Source organism: Enterobacter sp. 200527-13, from assembly GCF_027924865.1.
In the GTDB taxonomy this organism is placed as follows: Bacteria; Pseudomonadota; Gammaproteobacteria; order Enterobacterales; family Enterobacteriaceae; genus Enterobacter; species Enterobacter ludwigii.
Genome location: NZ_BSCM01000006.1, coordinates 180,486 through 195,634 on the forward strand (window position 1 = coordinate 180,486; position 15,149 = coordinate 195,634).

A 15,149-nucleotide genomic window follows, 5' to 3' on the forward strand; every position below is an offset into this window, starting at 1 on the left:
ATCTTTTTGCCGGGGTAACAGAGATGCCGCAACATCGCGGGCAAATGTACCACATTTTTTCCGCAGAATCGCCTTGCTCAATATCGTCACACAGTTGTTTACGGTTTGAATTATGGCTGAAGTTAGCCCATGAGCCACAAAAATAACAGACCAAACATCAGAACCACCGTCACAATCGTGACCACGGTACTGTAAAGAAGTTTGCCATTAAGCAGCGAGTGCAGCGCAATACCGACGACAACCGCCACAGGCATCAGCGCCAGGAAGAAAGGCCAGGTATAGAGAAAGAAGAACAGCGTATTACCGCCGTAGATAAGAAAAGGGATGCCCAGGGCCAACAACCACGAGACGAAGCCGACTATGGCCCCAGGAAAGGACCAGGTCGTCTCGTCGTCGGTCGCTAACGGCTCCGACCCGGTGGTAATAATGTAGTTCTCACTGTTGCGCATAGCTGATCCTGTGACCGTGACTCATCGTTCGGGAAGACAGCTCCCGAACGATACCGTCTCAGGATCTGATAATATCGTCCCGTCTGAGCAGGTCTAATAATTGGCTTACTAAATTTGTTACCAATTGTTGACCTTCCAGGTGAATTTCAGGCGATTCAGGCGCTTCGTACACCGAGTCAATGCCGGTGAAGTTTCGCAACTCTCCCGCGCGCGCTTTCTTATACAGCCCTTTGGGATCGCGCGCTTCGCAAATTTCCAGCGGCGTATCAACAAACACTTCGATAAAGCGATCCTGCCCGACGCGCTCGCGCACCATCTGGCGTTCGGCACGATGCGGTGAGATAAACGCGGTCAGTACCACTAACCCGGCATCCGCCATCAGGCTGGCCACTTCCCCCACCCTGCGAATATTCTCTTTACGATCGTCGTCGCTGAAGCCCAAATCGCTGCACAGGCCGTGGCGCACATTGTCGCCATCCAGCAGGTAGGTACTGACCCCCTGCTGGTGTAGCGCCTCTTCCAGCGCGCCCGCTACCGTGGATTTACCAGAGCCGGATAGCCCGGTAAACCACAGTACCACGCCACGATGACCGTGAAGTTTCTCGCGCTGCGCGACGGTGACCGGATGAGGATGCCAGACGACGTTCTCATCATGGGCGGCCATTACTTGCCTCCCAGCAGATCGCGCGCACCCCAGTGCGGGAAGTGCTTACGCACCAGCGCATTCAGCTCCAGCTCAAAAGCGCTGAACTCAGAGGCTACCGTAGCTTGTTCATTTGGCTCACGCACCATACCGGCACCCACGGTCACGTTGGAGAGGCGATCGATAAAGATCAGCCCACCCGTTACCGGGTTCTGCTGGTAGGGATCCAGCACCAGCGGCTCGTCAAAGGTCACGTCGACCAGACCAATGCCGTTCAGCGGCAGCTCGGTGACGTCGCGCTGGGTCAGGTTATTGATGTCCACCTGGAACTGGATACCGTCCACGCGGGCACGGGTTTTCTTACCCGCGATTTTAATGTCGTAGCTCTGACCAGCGGTCAGCGGTTGTTCGGCCATCCACACCACATCAACGGAAGCCCCCTGCACCGCTGCCAGCGTCTCCTGAGCGTCCACCAGCAGATCGCCGCGGCTGATATCAATTTCATCTTTCAATACCAGCGTGACCGCTTCACCCGCGCCGGCTTGCGGCAGATCGCCATCAAAGGTGACGATACGGCTGATGGTGGATTCCACACCAGACGGCAGAACTTTAACGCGCTGACCGACCGCCACGGTGCCCGACGCGAGAGTGCCGGAGAAACCGCGGAAATCGAGGTTAGGACGGTTAACGTACTGAACCGGGAAGCGCATCGGCTGGGTGTCGACCACGCGCTGGATCTCCACGGTTTCAAGCACTTCGAGCAGCGTCGGGCCGCTATACCACGGCATGTTCGCGCTCTGGGAAGCCACGTTGTCGCCTTCCAGCGCAGAGAGCGGCACAAAGCGAATATCCAGGTTACCCGGCAGCTGTTCAGCAAACGTCAGGTAACTCTGGCGGATCTCATCAAACTTCTCTTCGCTGAAGTTCACCAGATCCATTTTGTTGACCGCCACCACCAGGTGTTTGATCCCCAGCAACGTGGAGATAAAGCTGTGGCGACGAGTCTGATCCAGTACCCCTTTACGGGCGTCAATCAGCAGGATCGCCAGTTCACAGGTAGACGCACCGGTCGCCATGTTACGGGTGTACTGCTCGTGCCCCGGGGTGTCGGCAATAATAAATTTGCGCTTCTCGGTGGAGAAATAGCGATACGCCACATCAATGGTGATGCCCTGCTCGCGCTCGGCCTGCAGGCCGTCCACCAGCAGCGCCAGGTCGAGTTTCTCGCCCTGGGTACCATGACGTTTACTGTCATTGTGCAGGGAAGAGAGCTGATCTTCGTAAATCTGTCGCGTATCGTGCAGCAGACGGCCGATCAGCGTGCTTTTCCCGTCATCGACGCTGCCGCAGGTCAGAAAGCGCAGCAGGCTTTTGTGTTGTTGCGCGTGCAGATAAGCTTCTACGCCGCCTTCATTGGCAATTTGTTGAGCAATGGTCGTGTTCATGGCGGCTCCTTAGAAATAACCCTGACGTTTCTTCAGCTCCATGGAGCCTGCCTGGTCGCGGTCAATCACGCGCCCCTGTCGCTCACTGGTGGTCGACACCAGCATCTCTTCAATGATCTCCGGCAGCGTCTGCGCACTGGACTCCACGGCACCGGTCAATGGCCAGCAGCCGAGGGTACGGAAACGCACCATCTGTTTTTTGATCACTTCGCCTGGCTGCAGGTCGATGCGATCGTCATCGATCATCATCAGCATGCCGTCACGCTCCAGCACCGGACGTTCAGCGGCCAGGTACAGCGGCACGATCTCGATATTTTCCAGATAGATGTACTGCCAGATATCCAGCTCGGTCCAGTTGGAGAGCGGGAACACGCGAATGCTTTCGCCCTTGTTGATCTGACCGTTGTAGTTATGCCACAGCTCCGGGCGCTGGTTTTTTGGATCCCAGCGGTGGAAGCGGTCGCGGAAAGAGTAGATACGCTCTTTCGCACGGGATTTTTCTTCGTCACGGCGTGCGCCGCCGAAGGCCGCGTCAAAACCGTATTTGTTCAGCGCCTGCTTCAGCCCTTCGGTTTTCATGATGTCAGTGTGTTTGGCGCTACCGTGCACGAACGGGTTAATGCCCATCGCCACCCCTTCCGGGTTTTTATGCACCAGCAGTTCGCAGCCGTAGGCTTTTGCCGTACGGTCGCGGAATTCATACATTTCACGGAATTTCCAGCCGGTATCAACGTGCAGCAGCGGGAACGGCAGCGTACCCGGGTAAAACGCTTTACGCGCCAGGTGTAGCATCACGCTGGAATCTTTACCGATGGAATACATCATCACCGGGTTAGAGAATTCGGCTGCCACTTCGCGGATAATATGGATACTTTCCGCTTCGAGCTGCCGCAGGTGAGTAAGTCGTTTTTGGTCCATAACCGTTCCTTAAGCCAGATTCACCACAGAGGAGCCAAACCCCTCTGAGTCTGTTGTATGTTGAAACCAGGCGAGTGTGCTGTGCAGGTGCACCACTTCCCCTACCACGATAAGCGCGGGCATAGGGGCCTCTTTCGCCAGGGTGGCAAGATCCTGTAGCGTACCGATAGCCACATGCTGATCGACGCGCGTGCCGCGAGAAATCACGGCGACCGGCGTGGTTGCCTCTCGACCGTGTTGAATAAGTTGTTCACTGATGTCCGCCGCCTTCATCGTGCCCATATAGATAGCCAGCGTCTGACGACTCTGGGCCAGATGCGACCAGTCAAACGGGGTGCTGTCCGCCTTGTAATGGCCCGTGACAAAGGTCACGCTCTGGGCGTAATCGCGGTGAGTAAGCGGTATACCGGCGTAGGCCGTCACTGCGGAAGCCGCCGTGATACCCGGGACGACCTGGAACGGCACGCCCGCTTCAGCCGCCGCCTGCAGCTCTTCCCCGCCGCGACCAAAGATAAACGGGTCGCCACCTTTAAGCCGCACCACCGTTTTGCCCGCTTTTGCCGCCGCCACCAGCATCTGGTTGGTGTCATGCTGCGGTACAGAGTGCTCGCCCGCCCGTTTGCCAACGCAGATTTGTTCTGCGTCACGGCGAATCAATTCGCGCACCCCGTCGGTGACCAGATGGTCGTAGAACACCACATCGGCATCCTGAAGCACCTGCAGGCCGCGCAGGGTCAGCAGCCCGGCATCACCCGGCCCCGCACCGACCAGAATGATCTCGCCGCCGCTACTGCCAGGGTTATCCAGCTCATCTTCGAGGATCTGCTGCGCCGCCGTTTCATTCCCGGCATGCATCAGGCTGGCAAAACGACCGCGGAACACGCGTTCCCAAAAGCGACGGCGTTCCGTCACGCTGGTCAGGCGCGTTTTCAGATGGTTACGCCAGAAGCTCGCTTTCTCCGCCATCCGCCCAAGGCTGGTAGGCAAAAGTGCTTCGATTTTTTCCCGCAGCACGCGTGCCAGCACCGGCGCGGTCCCGCCGGAGGAGATGGCCACCAGCAATGGCGAACGGTCAACAATCGACGGGAAGATAAAAGAACACAGCGGCCGATCGTCCACCACGTTCACCAGACGGTGACGGGCCTGAGCCGCCTCTGAAATACGGCGGTTGAGCTCACGGTTATCGGTTGCCGCAATCACCAGCACCACGCTGTCGATTTGCGACTCGTCGAAATCCGCCTCGTCGACTATCCGTACCTGCGCCCCCGCTCGCTGCAGAAACGCGATTTTGCGATCGGCAACCTCACCGGTGCCGACTACCAGCACAGGTCTGTCTTTTATCGCGGCAAAAAGGGGCAGATAGTCCACAAGCTACAACTCACTAACAACAAGGAATAGTGGGACTATAGGGGGCGGCTTAGATCGAATGAAATTACGAATTGGAATGAGTAGTTACTCAATGGAATAACGCCATGGAAAAGCAAAGATCAAAAAGTGCTTAACACGCGAATTTTCGGGCATTTAAGAGCAATTCAAATTGTGTATGGTCGATCACAGTTTCATACTAGGCGGGTTAAAATTTTGCTCTGTTTTTAAGGACTCACTATGTTTTCCGCAACGCGCCACCGTATCGCTGCCCTGGCGCTCGGCGTTTGCTTTATCCTTCCGGCCCAGGCAAAAAATCAGCCCTATGGTGAAATCGCGAATATGCAGGCGCGGCATATTGCGACCGTCTTTCCGGGTCGTATGACCGGCACGCCAGCGGAAATGCTTTCCGCCGATTATATTCGCCAGCAATTTGCTGACATGGGTTACCAGAGCGATATCCGATCGTTTCACAGCCGCTACGTCTATACCTCGCGCAATAAAACAAAAAACTGGCATAACGTGACCGGCAGTACGGTCATTGCGGCCCATGAAGGTAGCGCGGCGGAACAGATCATTATCATGGCGCACCTGGACACCTACGCGCCAATGAGCGACGCCGATACCGACAATAATCTCGGCGGGCTGACGTTACAGGGGCTGGATGATAACGCGGCGGGTCTGGGCGTGATGCTCGAACTGGCAGAGCGAATGAAAGACATTCCAACCCAATACGGGATCCGTTTCGTTGCCACCAGCGGTGAAGAAGAGGGAAAACTTGGCGCGGAGAATCTCCTGAAACGCATGAGTGCCGAGGAGAGGAAAAATACGCTGCTGGTGATTAACCTCGATAACCTGATCGTCGGCGATAAGCTCTATTTCAACAGCGGACAGAGTACGCCGGGTACCGTGCGTAAACTGACGCGCGACCGCGCGCTGGCAATCGCCCGCAGCCATGGGGTGTATGCCACCAGCAACCCGGGCGGGAATCCCGATTATCCTCGCGGAACCGGCTGCTGTAATGATGGTGAAGTGTTCGATAAAGCGGGCATTCCTGTTCTGTACGTGGAAGCCACTAACTGGATGCTGGGTAAGAAAGACGGTTATCAGCAGCGGGTGAAATCGAAGGCTTTCCCGGACGGGACGAGCTGGCATAACGTGCTGCTGGATAATCAGCAGCATATTGATAGCGCACTGCCGCAGCGGATTGAACATCGCAGTCGGGATGTGGTTAAAGTGATGCTGCCGCTGGTGAAAGAGCTGGCAAAAGCTGGGAAAGCGTAGAACAGAACATGTCCCTCACCCTTTGTAAGAGGGTGAGGGAAAAGGGAACAGAATTTACCCTTCGTGCAATCCGCACTCGCGCTTAAGTCCAAAGAATCGCGTCTCTTCTTCCGCCATGCCCGGTTCCCATTTACGCGTGGTATGGGTATCGCCCACTGACAGATAACCCTGGTCCCAGAGCGGGTGGTATTTCAGTCCGTGTTTTTGCAGGTACTGGTAAACCGTACGGTTATCCCAGTCGATGATCGGCAGCACTTTAAACACCCCGCGCTGAACCGCCAGCACCGGGAGCGTGGCGCGACTTCCGGACTGCTCGCGGCGTAACCCCGCAAACCAGGTCTGCGCGTTAAGCTCTTTCAGCGCCCGGTTCATCGGCTCGACCTTGTTGATCTCATTGTATTTCTCAATGCCCTCAACGCCCTGTTCCCACAGTTTGCCATACCGCGCCTCCTGCCAGGCCGCACTTTGCTCCGCACGGTAGACTTTCAGGTTCAGCCCGAGCTTGTCCGTCAGCTCATCGATAAACTGGTAGGTTTCCGGGAACAGGTAGCCGGTATCGGTCAGGATCACCGGAATGTCCGGACGAATCTGGTTCACCAGATGCAAACTCACCGCAGCCTGAATACCAAAACTCGACGAGAGCACATAATCACCTGGCAGGTTCTCCAGGGCCCATGCCACGCGGCCTTCGGCGTCGAGCTTTTCAAGCTGCGCATTGGTTTCTGCCAGCGCCAGAATGCGATCGACTTTTGGCAGTTCATTTAGGGCGTTTAGATCGAGTACGGACATAATTACCTCTCGTGTTTACTCCCAGAAATCCCTTGCGGGATCGAGCACCGGGCGAATAATGCCCGCACGCACCGTAAAGTCGCCGAAGCCTTCACCCGCTTCGCGCTCTTTCGCCCAGCGCCCGACAAGCTCGTCGATAGAATCAAGAATTTCCGGCTCGGTGATGTTCTCACGGAACATGCGCGGAATACGCGTTCCGATACGGTTGCCGCCGAGGTGCAGGTTATAGCGACCCGGCGCTTTACCCACCAGACCCAGCTCGGCCAGCATCGCACGGCCACAGCCGTTCGGGCAGCCGGTGACACGCATAACAATATGCTCGTCCGGAATACCGTGTTTTTCCAGAATCGCTTCCACCTTATCGGTGAATGACGGCAGGAAACGCTCTGCTTCCGCCATCGCCAGCGGGCAGGTCGGGAACGACACGCAGGCCATTGAGTTTTCACGCTGCGGCTTCACCGCGTCCATCAACCCATGGTCGCGCGCCAGTTTCTCAATCTTCGCTTTCTGGCTTTCCGGCACGCCGGCAACGATCAGGTTCTGGTTAGCGGTGATACGGAATTCACCTTTATGGATCTTCGCAATTTCCAGCAGACCGGTTTTCAGCGGGCGGCCCGGATAATCAAGAATACGGCCGTTTTCAATAAACAGCGTCAGGTGCCATTTATTGTCGATGCCTTTGACCCAGCCAATACGATCGCCACGTCCCGTAAATTCATACGGACGGATCGGCTCAAACTTAATCCCCGCGCGACGCTCCACTTCCGCTTTGAACGTCTCTACGCCCACGCGCTCCAGGGTGTATTTGGTTTTCGCGTTTTTACGGTCCGTACGGTTACCCCAGTCGCGCTGCGTGGTGACAACCGCTTCAGCCACGGCCAGCGTGTGCTCCAGCGGCAGGAAACCAAACTCGCTTGCGGTACGGGCATAGGTTTTCTTGTTACCGTGTTCGATGGAGAGACCGCCGCCCACCAGCAGGTTAAAGCCCACCAGCTTGCCATTTTCGGCAATCGCCACGAAGTTCATGTCGTTGGCGTGCAGATCGATATCGTTCTGCGGCGGGATCACCACGGTGGTTTTGAACTTACGCGGCAGATAGGTCTGGCCAAGGATCGGTTCTTCGTCGGTGGTGGCCACTTTTTCCTGATCGAGCCAGATCTCCGCATAGGCGCGGGTGCGTGGCAGCAGGTGCTCAGAGATCTTTTTCGCCCACTCATAGGCTTCGGCGTGCAGCTCGGACTCGTACGGGTTCGAGGTGCAGAGCACGTTACGGTTCATGTCGTTGGCCGTGGCCAGCGCGTCCAGCCCGACAGAGTGCAGCATCTGGTGTACCGGCTTCACGTTCTTCTTCAGAATGCCGTGGAACTGGAAGGTCTGACGGTTGGTCAGACGGATGCTGCCATAAAGGGTATTTTCACCCGCAAACTTATCGATCGCCTGCCACTGTTTCGTGGTGATCACCCCGCCCGGAAGACGGCAGCGCAGCAGCATCGCATGACGCGGCTCCAGCTTCTGTTCTGCACGTTCGGCGCGGATATCACGGTCGTCCTGCTGATACATACCGTGGAAACGGATCAGCAGAAAGTTGTCGCCTTTAAAGCCGCCGGTGAGACCGTCATTCAGATCTTCAGCAATGGTGCCGCGCAGATAGTTGCTTTCCAGCTTCATGCGCTCGGCGTCTGTCAGTTTACCTTCGACCACCAGTGGCCCTGGATGTTTTTCGCTCATTAGTAGACATCTCGCTGATAACGGCGCTCAACGCGCAGCTCACTTAAAAATTCATCCGCCGTTTCGGCATCCATACCGCCGAATTCGGCAATCACTTCCAGCAATGCCTGCTCAACGTCTTTCGCCATGCGATTGGCGTCGCCGCAGACATAAATGTGGGCACCGTCATTGATCCAGCGCCACAGCTCTGCGCCCTGTTCGCGCAGTTTGTCTTGTACATATACTTTTTCTTGCTGATCGCGGGACCAGGCCAGGTCGATGCGCGTCAGGACGCCTTCTTTGACGTAACGCTGCCACTCAACCTGGTAGAGGAAATCTTCCGTAAAGTGCGGGTTGCCGAAGAACAACCAGTTTTTACCCGGCGCCTCATCTGCAGCGCGCTGCTGCATAAAGGCGCGGAATGGCGCAATACCGGTACCCGGCCCAATCATGATGACCGGTGTTTCCGGGTTCGCAGGCAGACGGAAGTTGTCGTTGTGCTCGATAAACACGCGCACTTCACCGTCTTCCTCCACGCGATCGGCCAGGAAGCTTGATGCCCCGCCCGCACGGGCACGGCCTTCGATGTCATAACGCACCACGCCCACGGTGATATGCACTTCGCTCTCCACTTCGGCCTGGGAAGAGGCAATGGAGTAGAGGCGCGGCGTCAGCGGACGCAGCAGGCCAATTAGCGCATCCGCATCCAGCTGTGCCGGAGAGAAACGCACCATATCGACAATCGGCGTCGTCGCGGCGTAATGCTGCAGCTTCGCCTTATCCCCCACCAGAGGCAGCAGCGATTCACTGCGCGTTAAGGTAGCGTAATTTTCAACGATGTTTGGCGTGTTGACCGTCAGCTCGAAATGCCACTGCAGCGCCTCAGAGAGCGGCTGCGTGTTACCGTCGACGGTGACAGGCTCATCGCCTTTCAGCCACAGCAGTTCGACCAGCTCTTTAACCAGCGCCGGATCGTTCTGGTACCAGATCCCAAGTGCATCGCCCGGCTGGTAACGCAGACCGGAATCACCGAGATCGATTTCAATATGCCGCACGTCTTTCTCAGAGGCGCGACCGGTAATTTTCTGATTAACCGCCAGGCTCGCTGCCAGCGGTGCCTCTTTGGTATACGGGCTGGTGTGAATATCATTGACTGCACCCGCCGCGGTGACGGCAGCCTGCGCTGGGGTCTCTTTCGGCACGCGTGCTTTCAGCACGTCAACGATGCGCGCACGCCATTCAGCGGCTGCAGTCTGGTATTCCACATCCGCATCAACGCGGTCCAGCAGGCGCTCAGCGCCCAGTTCCGCCAGTTTGTTGTCGAAATCTTTACCGGACTGGCAGAAAAATTCGTAGGAGGTGTCGCCCAGGCCAAACACGGCGAACGCCGTCCCGTTCAGTTTTGGGGCTTTTTTCGAGAACAGGAATTTATGCAGGGCCACCGCTTCTTCAGCCGGCTCACCCTCACCCTGGGTTGAAGCCACCACCACCAGCAGTTTTTCGGACGCGATCTGTTTGAATTTATAGTCCCCGGCGTTCACCAGGTTCACGTTCAGTTTGGCGGCCAGCAGGTCGTCGCGCAGCGCTTCGGCCACACGGCGAGCATTGCCCGTCTGCGAGGCAGAAATCAGCGTAATCGCCGGAATTTCTACCGCAGTTGCCGGTGCAGCAGCCACAGCGCCCGGTTGCTGGTTAAGCATTCCCCAGAAATAGCCGGAGACCCAGGCAAGCTGGGTGGGAGAAAAATCAGAGGTGGCAGCCTGAAGGCGCGCCAGTTGCTCCGGGTTCAGGGGAAGCAAATTTGAAGGTGGGGCCTGTGTTGTCATGCGTCGTTATGTTCCAGTAGCCAAGCGGACTTTAAGCGAATAAATCCAAACTGAAGATAAGGTTAACGGCGAGGATAATAACAATTAAAGAAGGGATGGAAATAATAAATAACCAAATGGACTAACCTGTTTTAGTTATCGTTCTTAGCGATAAAAACGATTAACTAACCCATTGAAATTTAATCATAAAACAGTAGTCCTTTCTCGTATGCACCACGTTGCGGCAACAGAGCCGTTTTAGTTAATGATAAAAATTGTGCTTTCCGGTACTATGCGGCGGTTTTTTCCGCATTACTGAGAGCAATAATGTCCACCACACTGTTTAAAGATTTCACCTTCGAAGCCGCCCACCACCTTCCGCATGTTCCTGAAGGGCATAAATGTGGCCGTCTGCACGGGCACTCGTTTATGGTGCGTCTTGAGATAACCGGTGACGTCGATCCGCATACCGGTTGGATCATGGACTTTGCCGAGCTGAAGGCGGCATTCAAACCGACCTACGATCGTCTGGATCACTACTATCTGAATGATATCCCGGGCCTTGAAAACCCGACCAGTGAAGTGCTGGCTAAATGGATTTGGGATCAGATGAAACCGCAGGTGCCTCTGCTGAGCGCGGTGATGATCAAAGAGACCTGCACCGCGGGCTGTATCTATCGCGGTGAGTAAAAAAAGCCCGGAATATCCGGGCTTTTTTTTAGGCGATGTTCAGGTACTTGTGCGTCTGCATCGACAGCCGCCAGTTGCGGGCAATACAGGTTTCAATACACAGGCGCGTGGCATCCTCTTTCTGGCTGATAGGCTGCAGCGCGATGATGCGCTGCTTTTCATCCGTCAGCGTGGCGAGCAGTTCATCCAGCGCTTCGATATCACGCACGCGGCCAACCGGGTGTTTAATCTCATCAGCACGCTCCAGCGCCTGAGAGAGTACATCGTAGCCGCCGCGCATGTTAACTTTCGGCGAAACCGTCACCCAGGTGGTGTGAGAACAGCGCACTTCATGCGTGCCGCTGGTTTCAATCTGACAGCTGTAGCCGTTCTTTTCGAGCAGCTCGGTCAGCGGCGTCAGGTCGTGGATGCAGGGTTCACCCCCGGTAATCACCACGTGGCGCGCCGTCCACCCCTGACGGCCAATGATCGCCAGCAGATCTTCCGCACTTCCCGCGCCCCACTTATCGCTCTCTTTGGTTTTAGCCAGAATGCTAAACAGCGACACTTCCCGATCTGCGAGTTTATCCCACGTATGTTTGGTATCACACCAGGCACAGCCAACCGGACATCCCTGTAATCGAATAAAGATGGCGGGAACGCCGGTAAAGTAACCCTCGCCTTGCAGGGTCTGGAACATCTCGTTAATCGGGTACTGCATAGTCATCTCAGTTAAGGGGATAAACGATAAGTATCGCAGATCCCCGTCAGATGGTCATGCTCCATCGGTGCTTTGAGCGCCAATCGCTGCCATAAACCGCGCAGTAATTTGCTGTGGACGGGTGATGGCCCCGCCGACAACGACCATAAAGGCACCAAGTTCCAGGCACCTCGCCGCCCGTTCAGGTGTATCAACGTTGCCTTCGGCCACCACGGGAATGTCGACGGCAGCCAGCACCTCTTTCAGAAACGCGCAGTCATTGCCCGGTAGCGCATGGCCTGCGGTTTCTGCCGTATAACCGTAAAGCGTGGTCCCCACACAATCAAAACCCAGCGCCTGCGCCGTCACGGCCTCTTCTGTTGAGGAAATATCCGCCATCAGGCATACCGACGGGTACCGCGTGCGGATATGCGCGACCAGCGTAGCCAGGTCTTCGCCGCCAGGGCGCTGTCGCGCAGTCGCATCCAGGGCAATGATTTCCGGAGAAACCGTCATCAGCTCATCCACTTCTTTCATCGTGGCGGTGATAAACACCTCACTATCCGGATAATCGCGTTTGATGATGCCGATAACCGGCAGCGCTACCTGCTGCTTGATGGCTTCGATGTCCACCACGCTATTGGCACGGATCGCTGCCGCCCCACCCTGCGCGGCGGCCAGCGCCATTCGTGACATAATAAACGCGCTATGCAGAGGTTCATTCTCCAGCGCCTGGCAGGAGACGACCAGTTTTCCCTTCAGGTTATCCAGTACAGTTTTCATTACGATAAGATCTCTTCCACTTCGTTTTTAATAATCGTGACATGCGGCCCATAAATGACCTGAACACCGTTGCCGCGGACGATAACGCCGCGCGCGCCGGTCGCTTTCAGCGCCGATTCATTCACTTTGCTGCCATCCTTCACCGTGACGCGAAGACGCGTCGCGCAGCAGTCCACCTCTTCGAGATTGTCTTTGCCACCTAACCCGGCGATCACCGCAACGGCACGCTCGCTCTGCGAAAAGGTCACTTCATCCGCCATCGCCTCTTTCTCACGCCCCGGCGTGGCAAAATCAAAGCGATTAATCAGATAGCGGAACGTAAAGTAGTAGAGGAAGAACCACGGCACCCCTACCAGCGGTACGAACATCCAGTGGGTTTTGGCCTCGCCCTGGAGAATGCCGAACAGCACGAAGTCGATAAAACCGCCTGAGAAGGTTTGCCCGATAGTGATGTGTAAAATATGGGCGAGCATAAACGCCAGCCCGTCAAACAGGGCGTGAATGACGTACAGCACCGGTGCAACAAAAAGGAATGAGAACTCAATAGGTTCAGTAATTCCCGTCAGGAACGAGGTCAATGCCGCCGAAAGTAACAGCCCCGCGACGCGTTTTTTGTTCTCCGGCTTTGCGGTGTGGTACATCGCGAGGCAGGCACCCAGCAGACCAAACATCATCGTGATGAAGCGTCCGGACATGAAACGCGACGTGCCTTCATAAAACTGGCGTGTTGTCGGGTCAGCAAGCTGGGCGAAGAAGATCCGCTGCGTACCTTCTACCAGCTGACCGTTAACGATCTCACTGCCGCCAAGCGCGGTCGTCCAGAAGGGAAGATAGAAGATGTGGTGTAAACCAAACGGCCCGAGCATGCGCAAAATGAAACCGTACAGCATCGTTCCCAGATAACCGGTGGCATCCACAAGCCCGCCCAGACCGAAGATCAGCTTCTGGAAATGCGGCCAGATGACGGTCATTAATGCCCCGACAAGTATTGCCGCCAGCGAGCTGACGATCGGTACAAAACGTGAGCCGCCAAAGAAACCCAGGAACTGCGGAAGCGCGATCTTATTGAACCGATGATGTAGCGCACAGGTCACAAGCCCGATGACGACGCCACCAAATACGCCGGTTTCCAGCGTCTGGATCCCCAGCGTCATTCCCTGCCCTACAGCACCCGGGTTCTCAAGCGCCAGTTTTCCGGTCAGGATCAGCAGCGCATTGATGGTGGCATTCATCACCAGAAAAGCGAGCAATGCCGCCAGCCCTGCGGTTCCTTTATCATTTTTTGCCAGCCCGACGGCGACCCCAACAGCAAACAGCACCGAGAGGTTGGCGAACACAATCGAACCGGCACTGCTCATAATGGTAAAGATGGCCTGTAGCCACGCAACATCTAAAAACGGGTAGGCCGTGAGGGTATTGGGATTTGATAACGCGCCTCCAATCCCCAGCAACAAACCCGCCGCGGGCAAGACGGCGATGGGCAACATAAATGATTTGCCAAAGCGCTGCGCTTTCTCAAACCATCCGCCAGAAGAAGCCCCACTGAACATTTGCATCATTTTTTCATCCCCTCGTGTATAGATGAAAATTTTTACCACATTAATTATTAATAGTGAAAATTATCATCAATAACCAGGAGGACGATCATACTTTTTCGAAATGACTGGCATCTTTCCCCCGCTTTCCGCCACACTAGTCGACAGAAGAATGCATTAAGGATCTCGCATGTCAGACCATGAAAACCTGCTGCTGAAGCTACGCCAGGAGGCTTCCGGGTACAGCCCAACGCAACGAAAACTGGGTGAGTTTGTCCTCAACGATCCTGCCCGGGTGCTTTACCTGACGATCACTGAGCTGGCGCGCGAAAGTCATACCAGCGAGGCCAGCGTGACGCGTCTTTGCCGCACACTGGGCTGTAAGGGGTACACGGAATTCAAAATGGCGCTTGCGCTGGACATTCAGCAGGGTCAGCCAGAGCGTCAGGCCGGCGATGAAATTGATAGCGTAGTGGAAGAGTCTGTACAGGCTCTGCAGGATACCGCCAGACTGCTCGACAGAGCACTGCTGGAAAAGGCGGCACAGGCGCTGCATCAGGCGCAGTCAGTCCAGATTTATGGGGTCGCTGCCAGTGCGATCCTCGGCGAGTATCTGCATTATAAGCTGTTGCGCCTGGGCAAACCTGTGCAGCTCTTCAGCGATATGCACCGTGCAGCCATGAATGCGACCACCCTCTCTAAAGCGTCGCTGGTGGTAGCCATCTCCAGTTCAGGCTCAACACGGGATTTACTTCACGTCGTAAAACTTGCGCGCAAACGTGGCGTCCCCGTGCTGGCGCTCAGCAATACGCCGCGTAGCCCGCTGGCGTCCCTTAGCGATATGCTACTGGTTGCAGCCAAACCCGAGGGGCCGCTTAGCGCAGGCGCACTCAATGCCAAAGTGGGTGTTATGCTGCTGGTCGAGTTGCTTACCCACTCCCTTATTGCAATAGACGGTCATTACGGCGAGGTCAGCCAACAAACCGCCAGCGCAACGCTTCCTCTGTTGCTGTAGAAAACCTTCGCAGGCTATATATCAATAGCCTGCGAGTTTGTT

14 protein-coding genes are annotated in these 15,149 nt (G+C 55.9%); 3 read left to right on the top strand and 11 right to left on the bottom strand.

Annotated features, from left to right (window positions below; all coding sequences use genetic code 11):
* Positions 1-122 precede the first annotated feature (122 nt).
* Genes QMG44_RS18635 through cysG form a run of 5 tightly spaced genes read right to left on the bottom strand, consistent with a single transcriptional unit; the run spans position 123 to position 4,814 of the window.
* Positions 123-449, bottom strand: a complete 327-nt coding sequence (locus tag QMG44_RS18635; RefSeq protein ID WP_014171396.1) for a DUF3561 family protein — start codon at positions 447-449, stop codon at positions 123-125.
* A 58-nt stretch (positions 450-507) separates the two neighbouring features.
* Complete coding sequence (gene cysC / locus QMG44_RS18640; RefSeq protein ID WP_014171397.1) at positions 508-1,113, bottom strand: adenylyl-sulfate kinase; 606 nt, start codon at positions 1,111-1,113, stop codon at positions 508-510.
* Positions 1,113-2,537: a sulfate adenylyltransferase subunit CysN gene (cysN, locus tag QMG44_RS18645; protein WP_014171398.1), complete on the bottom strand. Its 1,425-nt coding sequence runs from the start codon at positions 2,535-2,537 to the stop codon at positions 1,113-1,115. The genes cysC and cysN overlap by 1 nt, the downstream gene beginning before the upstream one ends.
* A gap of 9 nt (positions 2,538-2,546) precedes the next feature.
* Positions 2,547-3,455 carry a sulfate adenylyltransferase subunit CysD gene (gene cysD / locus QMG44_RS18650; protein WP_006811770.1) on the bottom strand — a complete coding sequence of 303 codons (909 nt, stop codon included), beginning with the start codon at positions 3,453-3,455 and terminating at the stop codon, positions 2,547-2,549.
* Positions 3,456-3,464: 9 nt separating this feature from the next.
* Positions 3,465-4,814, bottom strand: coding sequence for a siroheme synthase CysG (cysG, locus tag QMG44_RS18655; RefSeq protein ID WP_194373031.1), 1,350 nt, complete (start codon positions 4,812-4,814; stop codon positions 3,465-3,467).
* A 246-nt stretch (positions 4,815-5,060) separates the two neighbouring features.
* Between cysG and QMG44_RS18660 the strand changes: the two genes are divergently transcribed.
* On the top strand, positions 5,061-6,104 hold the full coding sequence (locus QMG44_RS18660; protein ID WP_032678868.1) for an aminopeptidase: 1,044 nt from the start codon (positions 5,061-5,063) through the stop codon (positions 6,102-6,104).
* A 54-nt stretch (positions 6,105-6,158) separates the two neighbouring features.
* On the opposite strand, the gene cysH is transcribed toward QMG44_RS18660, so the two are convergent.
* Genes cysH through cysJ form a run of 3 tightly spaced genes read right to left on the bottom strand, consistent with a single transcriptional unit; the run spans position 6,159 to position 10,426 of the window.
* Positions 6,159-6,893, bottom strand: a complete 735-nt coding sequence (cysH, locus tag QMG44_RS18665) for a phosphoadenosine phosphosulfate reductase (protein ID WP_014171401.1) — start codon at positions 6,891-6,893, stop codon at positions 6,159-6,161.
* A 15-nt stretch (positions 6,894-6,908) separates the two neighbouring features.
* Positions 6,909-8,621 (bottom strand): assimilatory sulfite reductase (NADPH) hemoprotein subunit, encoded by a 1,713-nt coding sequence (gene cysI, locus QMG44_RS18670; protein WP_014171402.1) that lies wholly within the window; start codon positions 8,619-8,621, stop codon positions 6,909-6,911.
* The gene (gene cysJ, locus QMG44_RS18675) at positions 8,621-10,426 is read right to left on the bottom strand and encodes an NADPH-dependent assimilatory sulfite reductase flavoprotein subunit (RefSeq protein WP_086532161.1); all 1,806 of its coding nucleotides are present in this window, start codon (positions 10,424-10,426) and stop codon (positions 8,621-8,623) included. The genes cysI and cysJ overlap by 1 nt, the downstream gene beginning before the upstream one ends.
* A 306-nt stretch (positions 10,427-10,732) precedes the next feature.
* On the opposite strand from cysJ, the gene queD reads away from it, so the two are divergent.
* Positions 10,733-11,095 (top strand): 6-carboxytetrahydropterin synthase QueD, encoded by a 363-nt coding sequence (gene queD, locus QMG44_RS18680; protein WP_014171404.1) that lies wholly within the window; start codon positions 10,733-10,735, stop codon positions 11,093-11,095.
* Positions 11,096-11,123: 28 nt separating this feature from the next.
* On the opposite strand, the gene queE is transcribed toward queD, so the two are convergent.
* From queE to QMG44_RS18695, 3 genes are read right to left on the bottom strand one after another with little or no spacing between them, the layout of a single operon-like run.
* Positions 11,124-11,795, bottom strand: a complete 672-nt coding sequence (gene queE, locus QMG44_RS18685; RefSeq protein WP_020883810.1) for a 7-carboxy-7-deazaguanine synthase QueE — start codon at positions 11,793-11,795, stop codon at positions 11,124-11,126.
* Between the two features lie 54 nt (positions 11,796-11,849).
* Positions 11,850-12,557, bottom strand: coding sequence for an N-acetylmannosamine-6-phosphate 2-epimerase (locus QMG44_RS18690; RefSeq protein ID WP_086532160.1), 708 nt, complete (start codon positions 12,555-12,557; stop codon positions 11,850-11,852).
* Positions 12,557-14,116, bottom strand: coding sequence for a maltose/glucose-specific PTS transporter subunit IIC (locus tag QMG44_RS18695; RefSeq protein ID WP_020883808.1), 1,560 nt, complete (start codon positions 14,114-14,116; stop codon positions 12,557-12,559). The genes QMG44_RS18690 and QMG44_RS18695 overlap by 1 nt, the downstream gene beginning before the upstream one ends.
* A gap of 166 nt (positions 14,117-14,282) precedes the next feature.
* Here QMG44_RS18695 and QMG44_RS18700 point away from each other — a divergent pair, with 166 nt between their 5' ends.
* A complete protein-coding gene (locus QMG44_RS18700; RefSeq protein WP_020883807.1) occupies positions 14,283-15,107 on the top strand; it encodes a MurR/RpiR family transcriptional regulator in 825 nt (274 codons plus the stop codon).
* Positions 15,108-15,149: the final 42 nt, after the last annotated feature.

Bases quoted from the DNA above. Each gene is read 5' to 3' on its own strand.
- QMG44_RS18660 (WP_032678868.1), top strand. From the start codon at position 5,061: ATGTTTTCCGCAACGCGCCACCGTATCGCTGCCCTGGCGCTCGGCGTT.
- queE (WP_020883810.1), bottom strand. From the start codon at position 11,795: ATGCAGTACCCGATTAACGAGATGTTCCAGACCCTGCAAGGCGAGGGT.
- cysJ (WP_086532161.1), bottom strand. From the start codon at position 10,426: ATGACAACACAGGCCCCACCTTCAAATTTGCTTCCCCTGAACCCGGAG.
- QMG44_RS18700 (WP_020883807.1), top strand. From the start codon at position 14,283: ATGTCAGACCATGAAAACCTGCTGCTGAAGCTACGCCAGGAGGCTTCC.
- cysD (WP_006811770.1), bottom strand. From the start codon at position 3,455: ATGGACCAAAAACGACTTACTCACCTGCGGCAGCTCGAAGCGGAAAGT.
- QMG44_RS18695 (WP_020883808.1), bottom strand. From the start codon at position 14,116: ATGATGCAAATGTTCAGTGGGGCTTCTTCTGGCGGATGGTTTGAGAAA.
- cysC (WP_014171397.1), bottom strand. From the start codon at position 1,113: ATGGCCGCCCATGATGAGAACGTCGTCTGGCATCCTCATCCGGTCACC.
- cysN (WP_014171398.1), bottom strand. From the start codon at position 2,537: ATGAACACGACCATTGCTCAACAAATTGCCAATGAAGGCGGCGTAGAA.
- QMG44_RS18690 (WP_086532160.1), bottom strand. From the start codon at position 12,557: ATGAAAACTGTACTGGATAACCTGAAGGGAAAACTGGTCGTCTCCTGC.
- queD (WP_014171404.1), top strand. From the start codon at position 10,733: ATGTCCACCACACTGTTTAAAGATTTCACCTTCGAAGCCGCCCACCAC.
- cysI (WP_014171402.1), bottom strand. From the start codon at position 8,621: ATGAGCGAAAAACATCCAGGGCCACTGGTGGTCGAAGGTAAACTGACA.
- QMG44_RS18635 (WP_014171396.1), bottom strand. From the start codon at position 449: ATGCGCAACAGTGAGAACTACATTATTACCACCGGGTCGGAGCCGTTA.
- cysH (WP_014171401.1), bottom strand. From the start codon at position 6,893: ATGTCCGTACTCGATCTAAACGCCCTAAATGAACTGCCAAAAGTCGAT.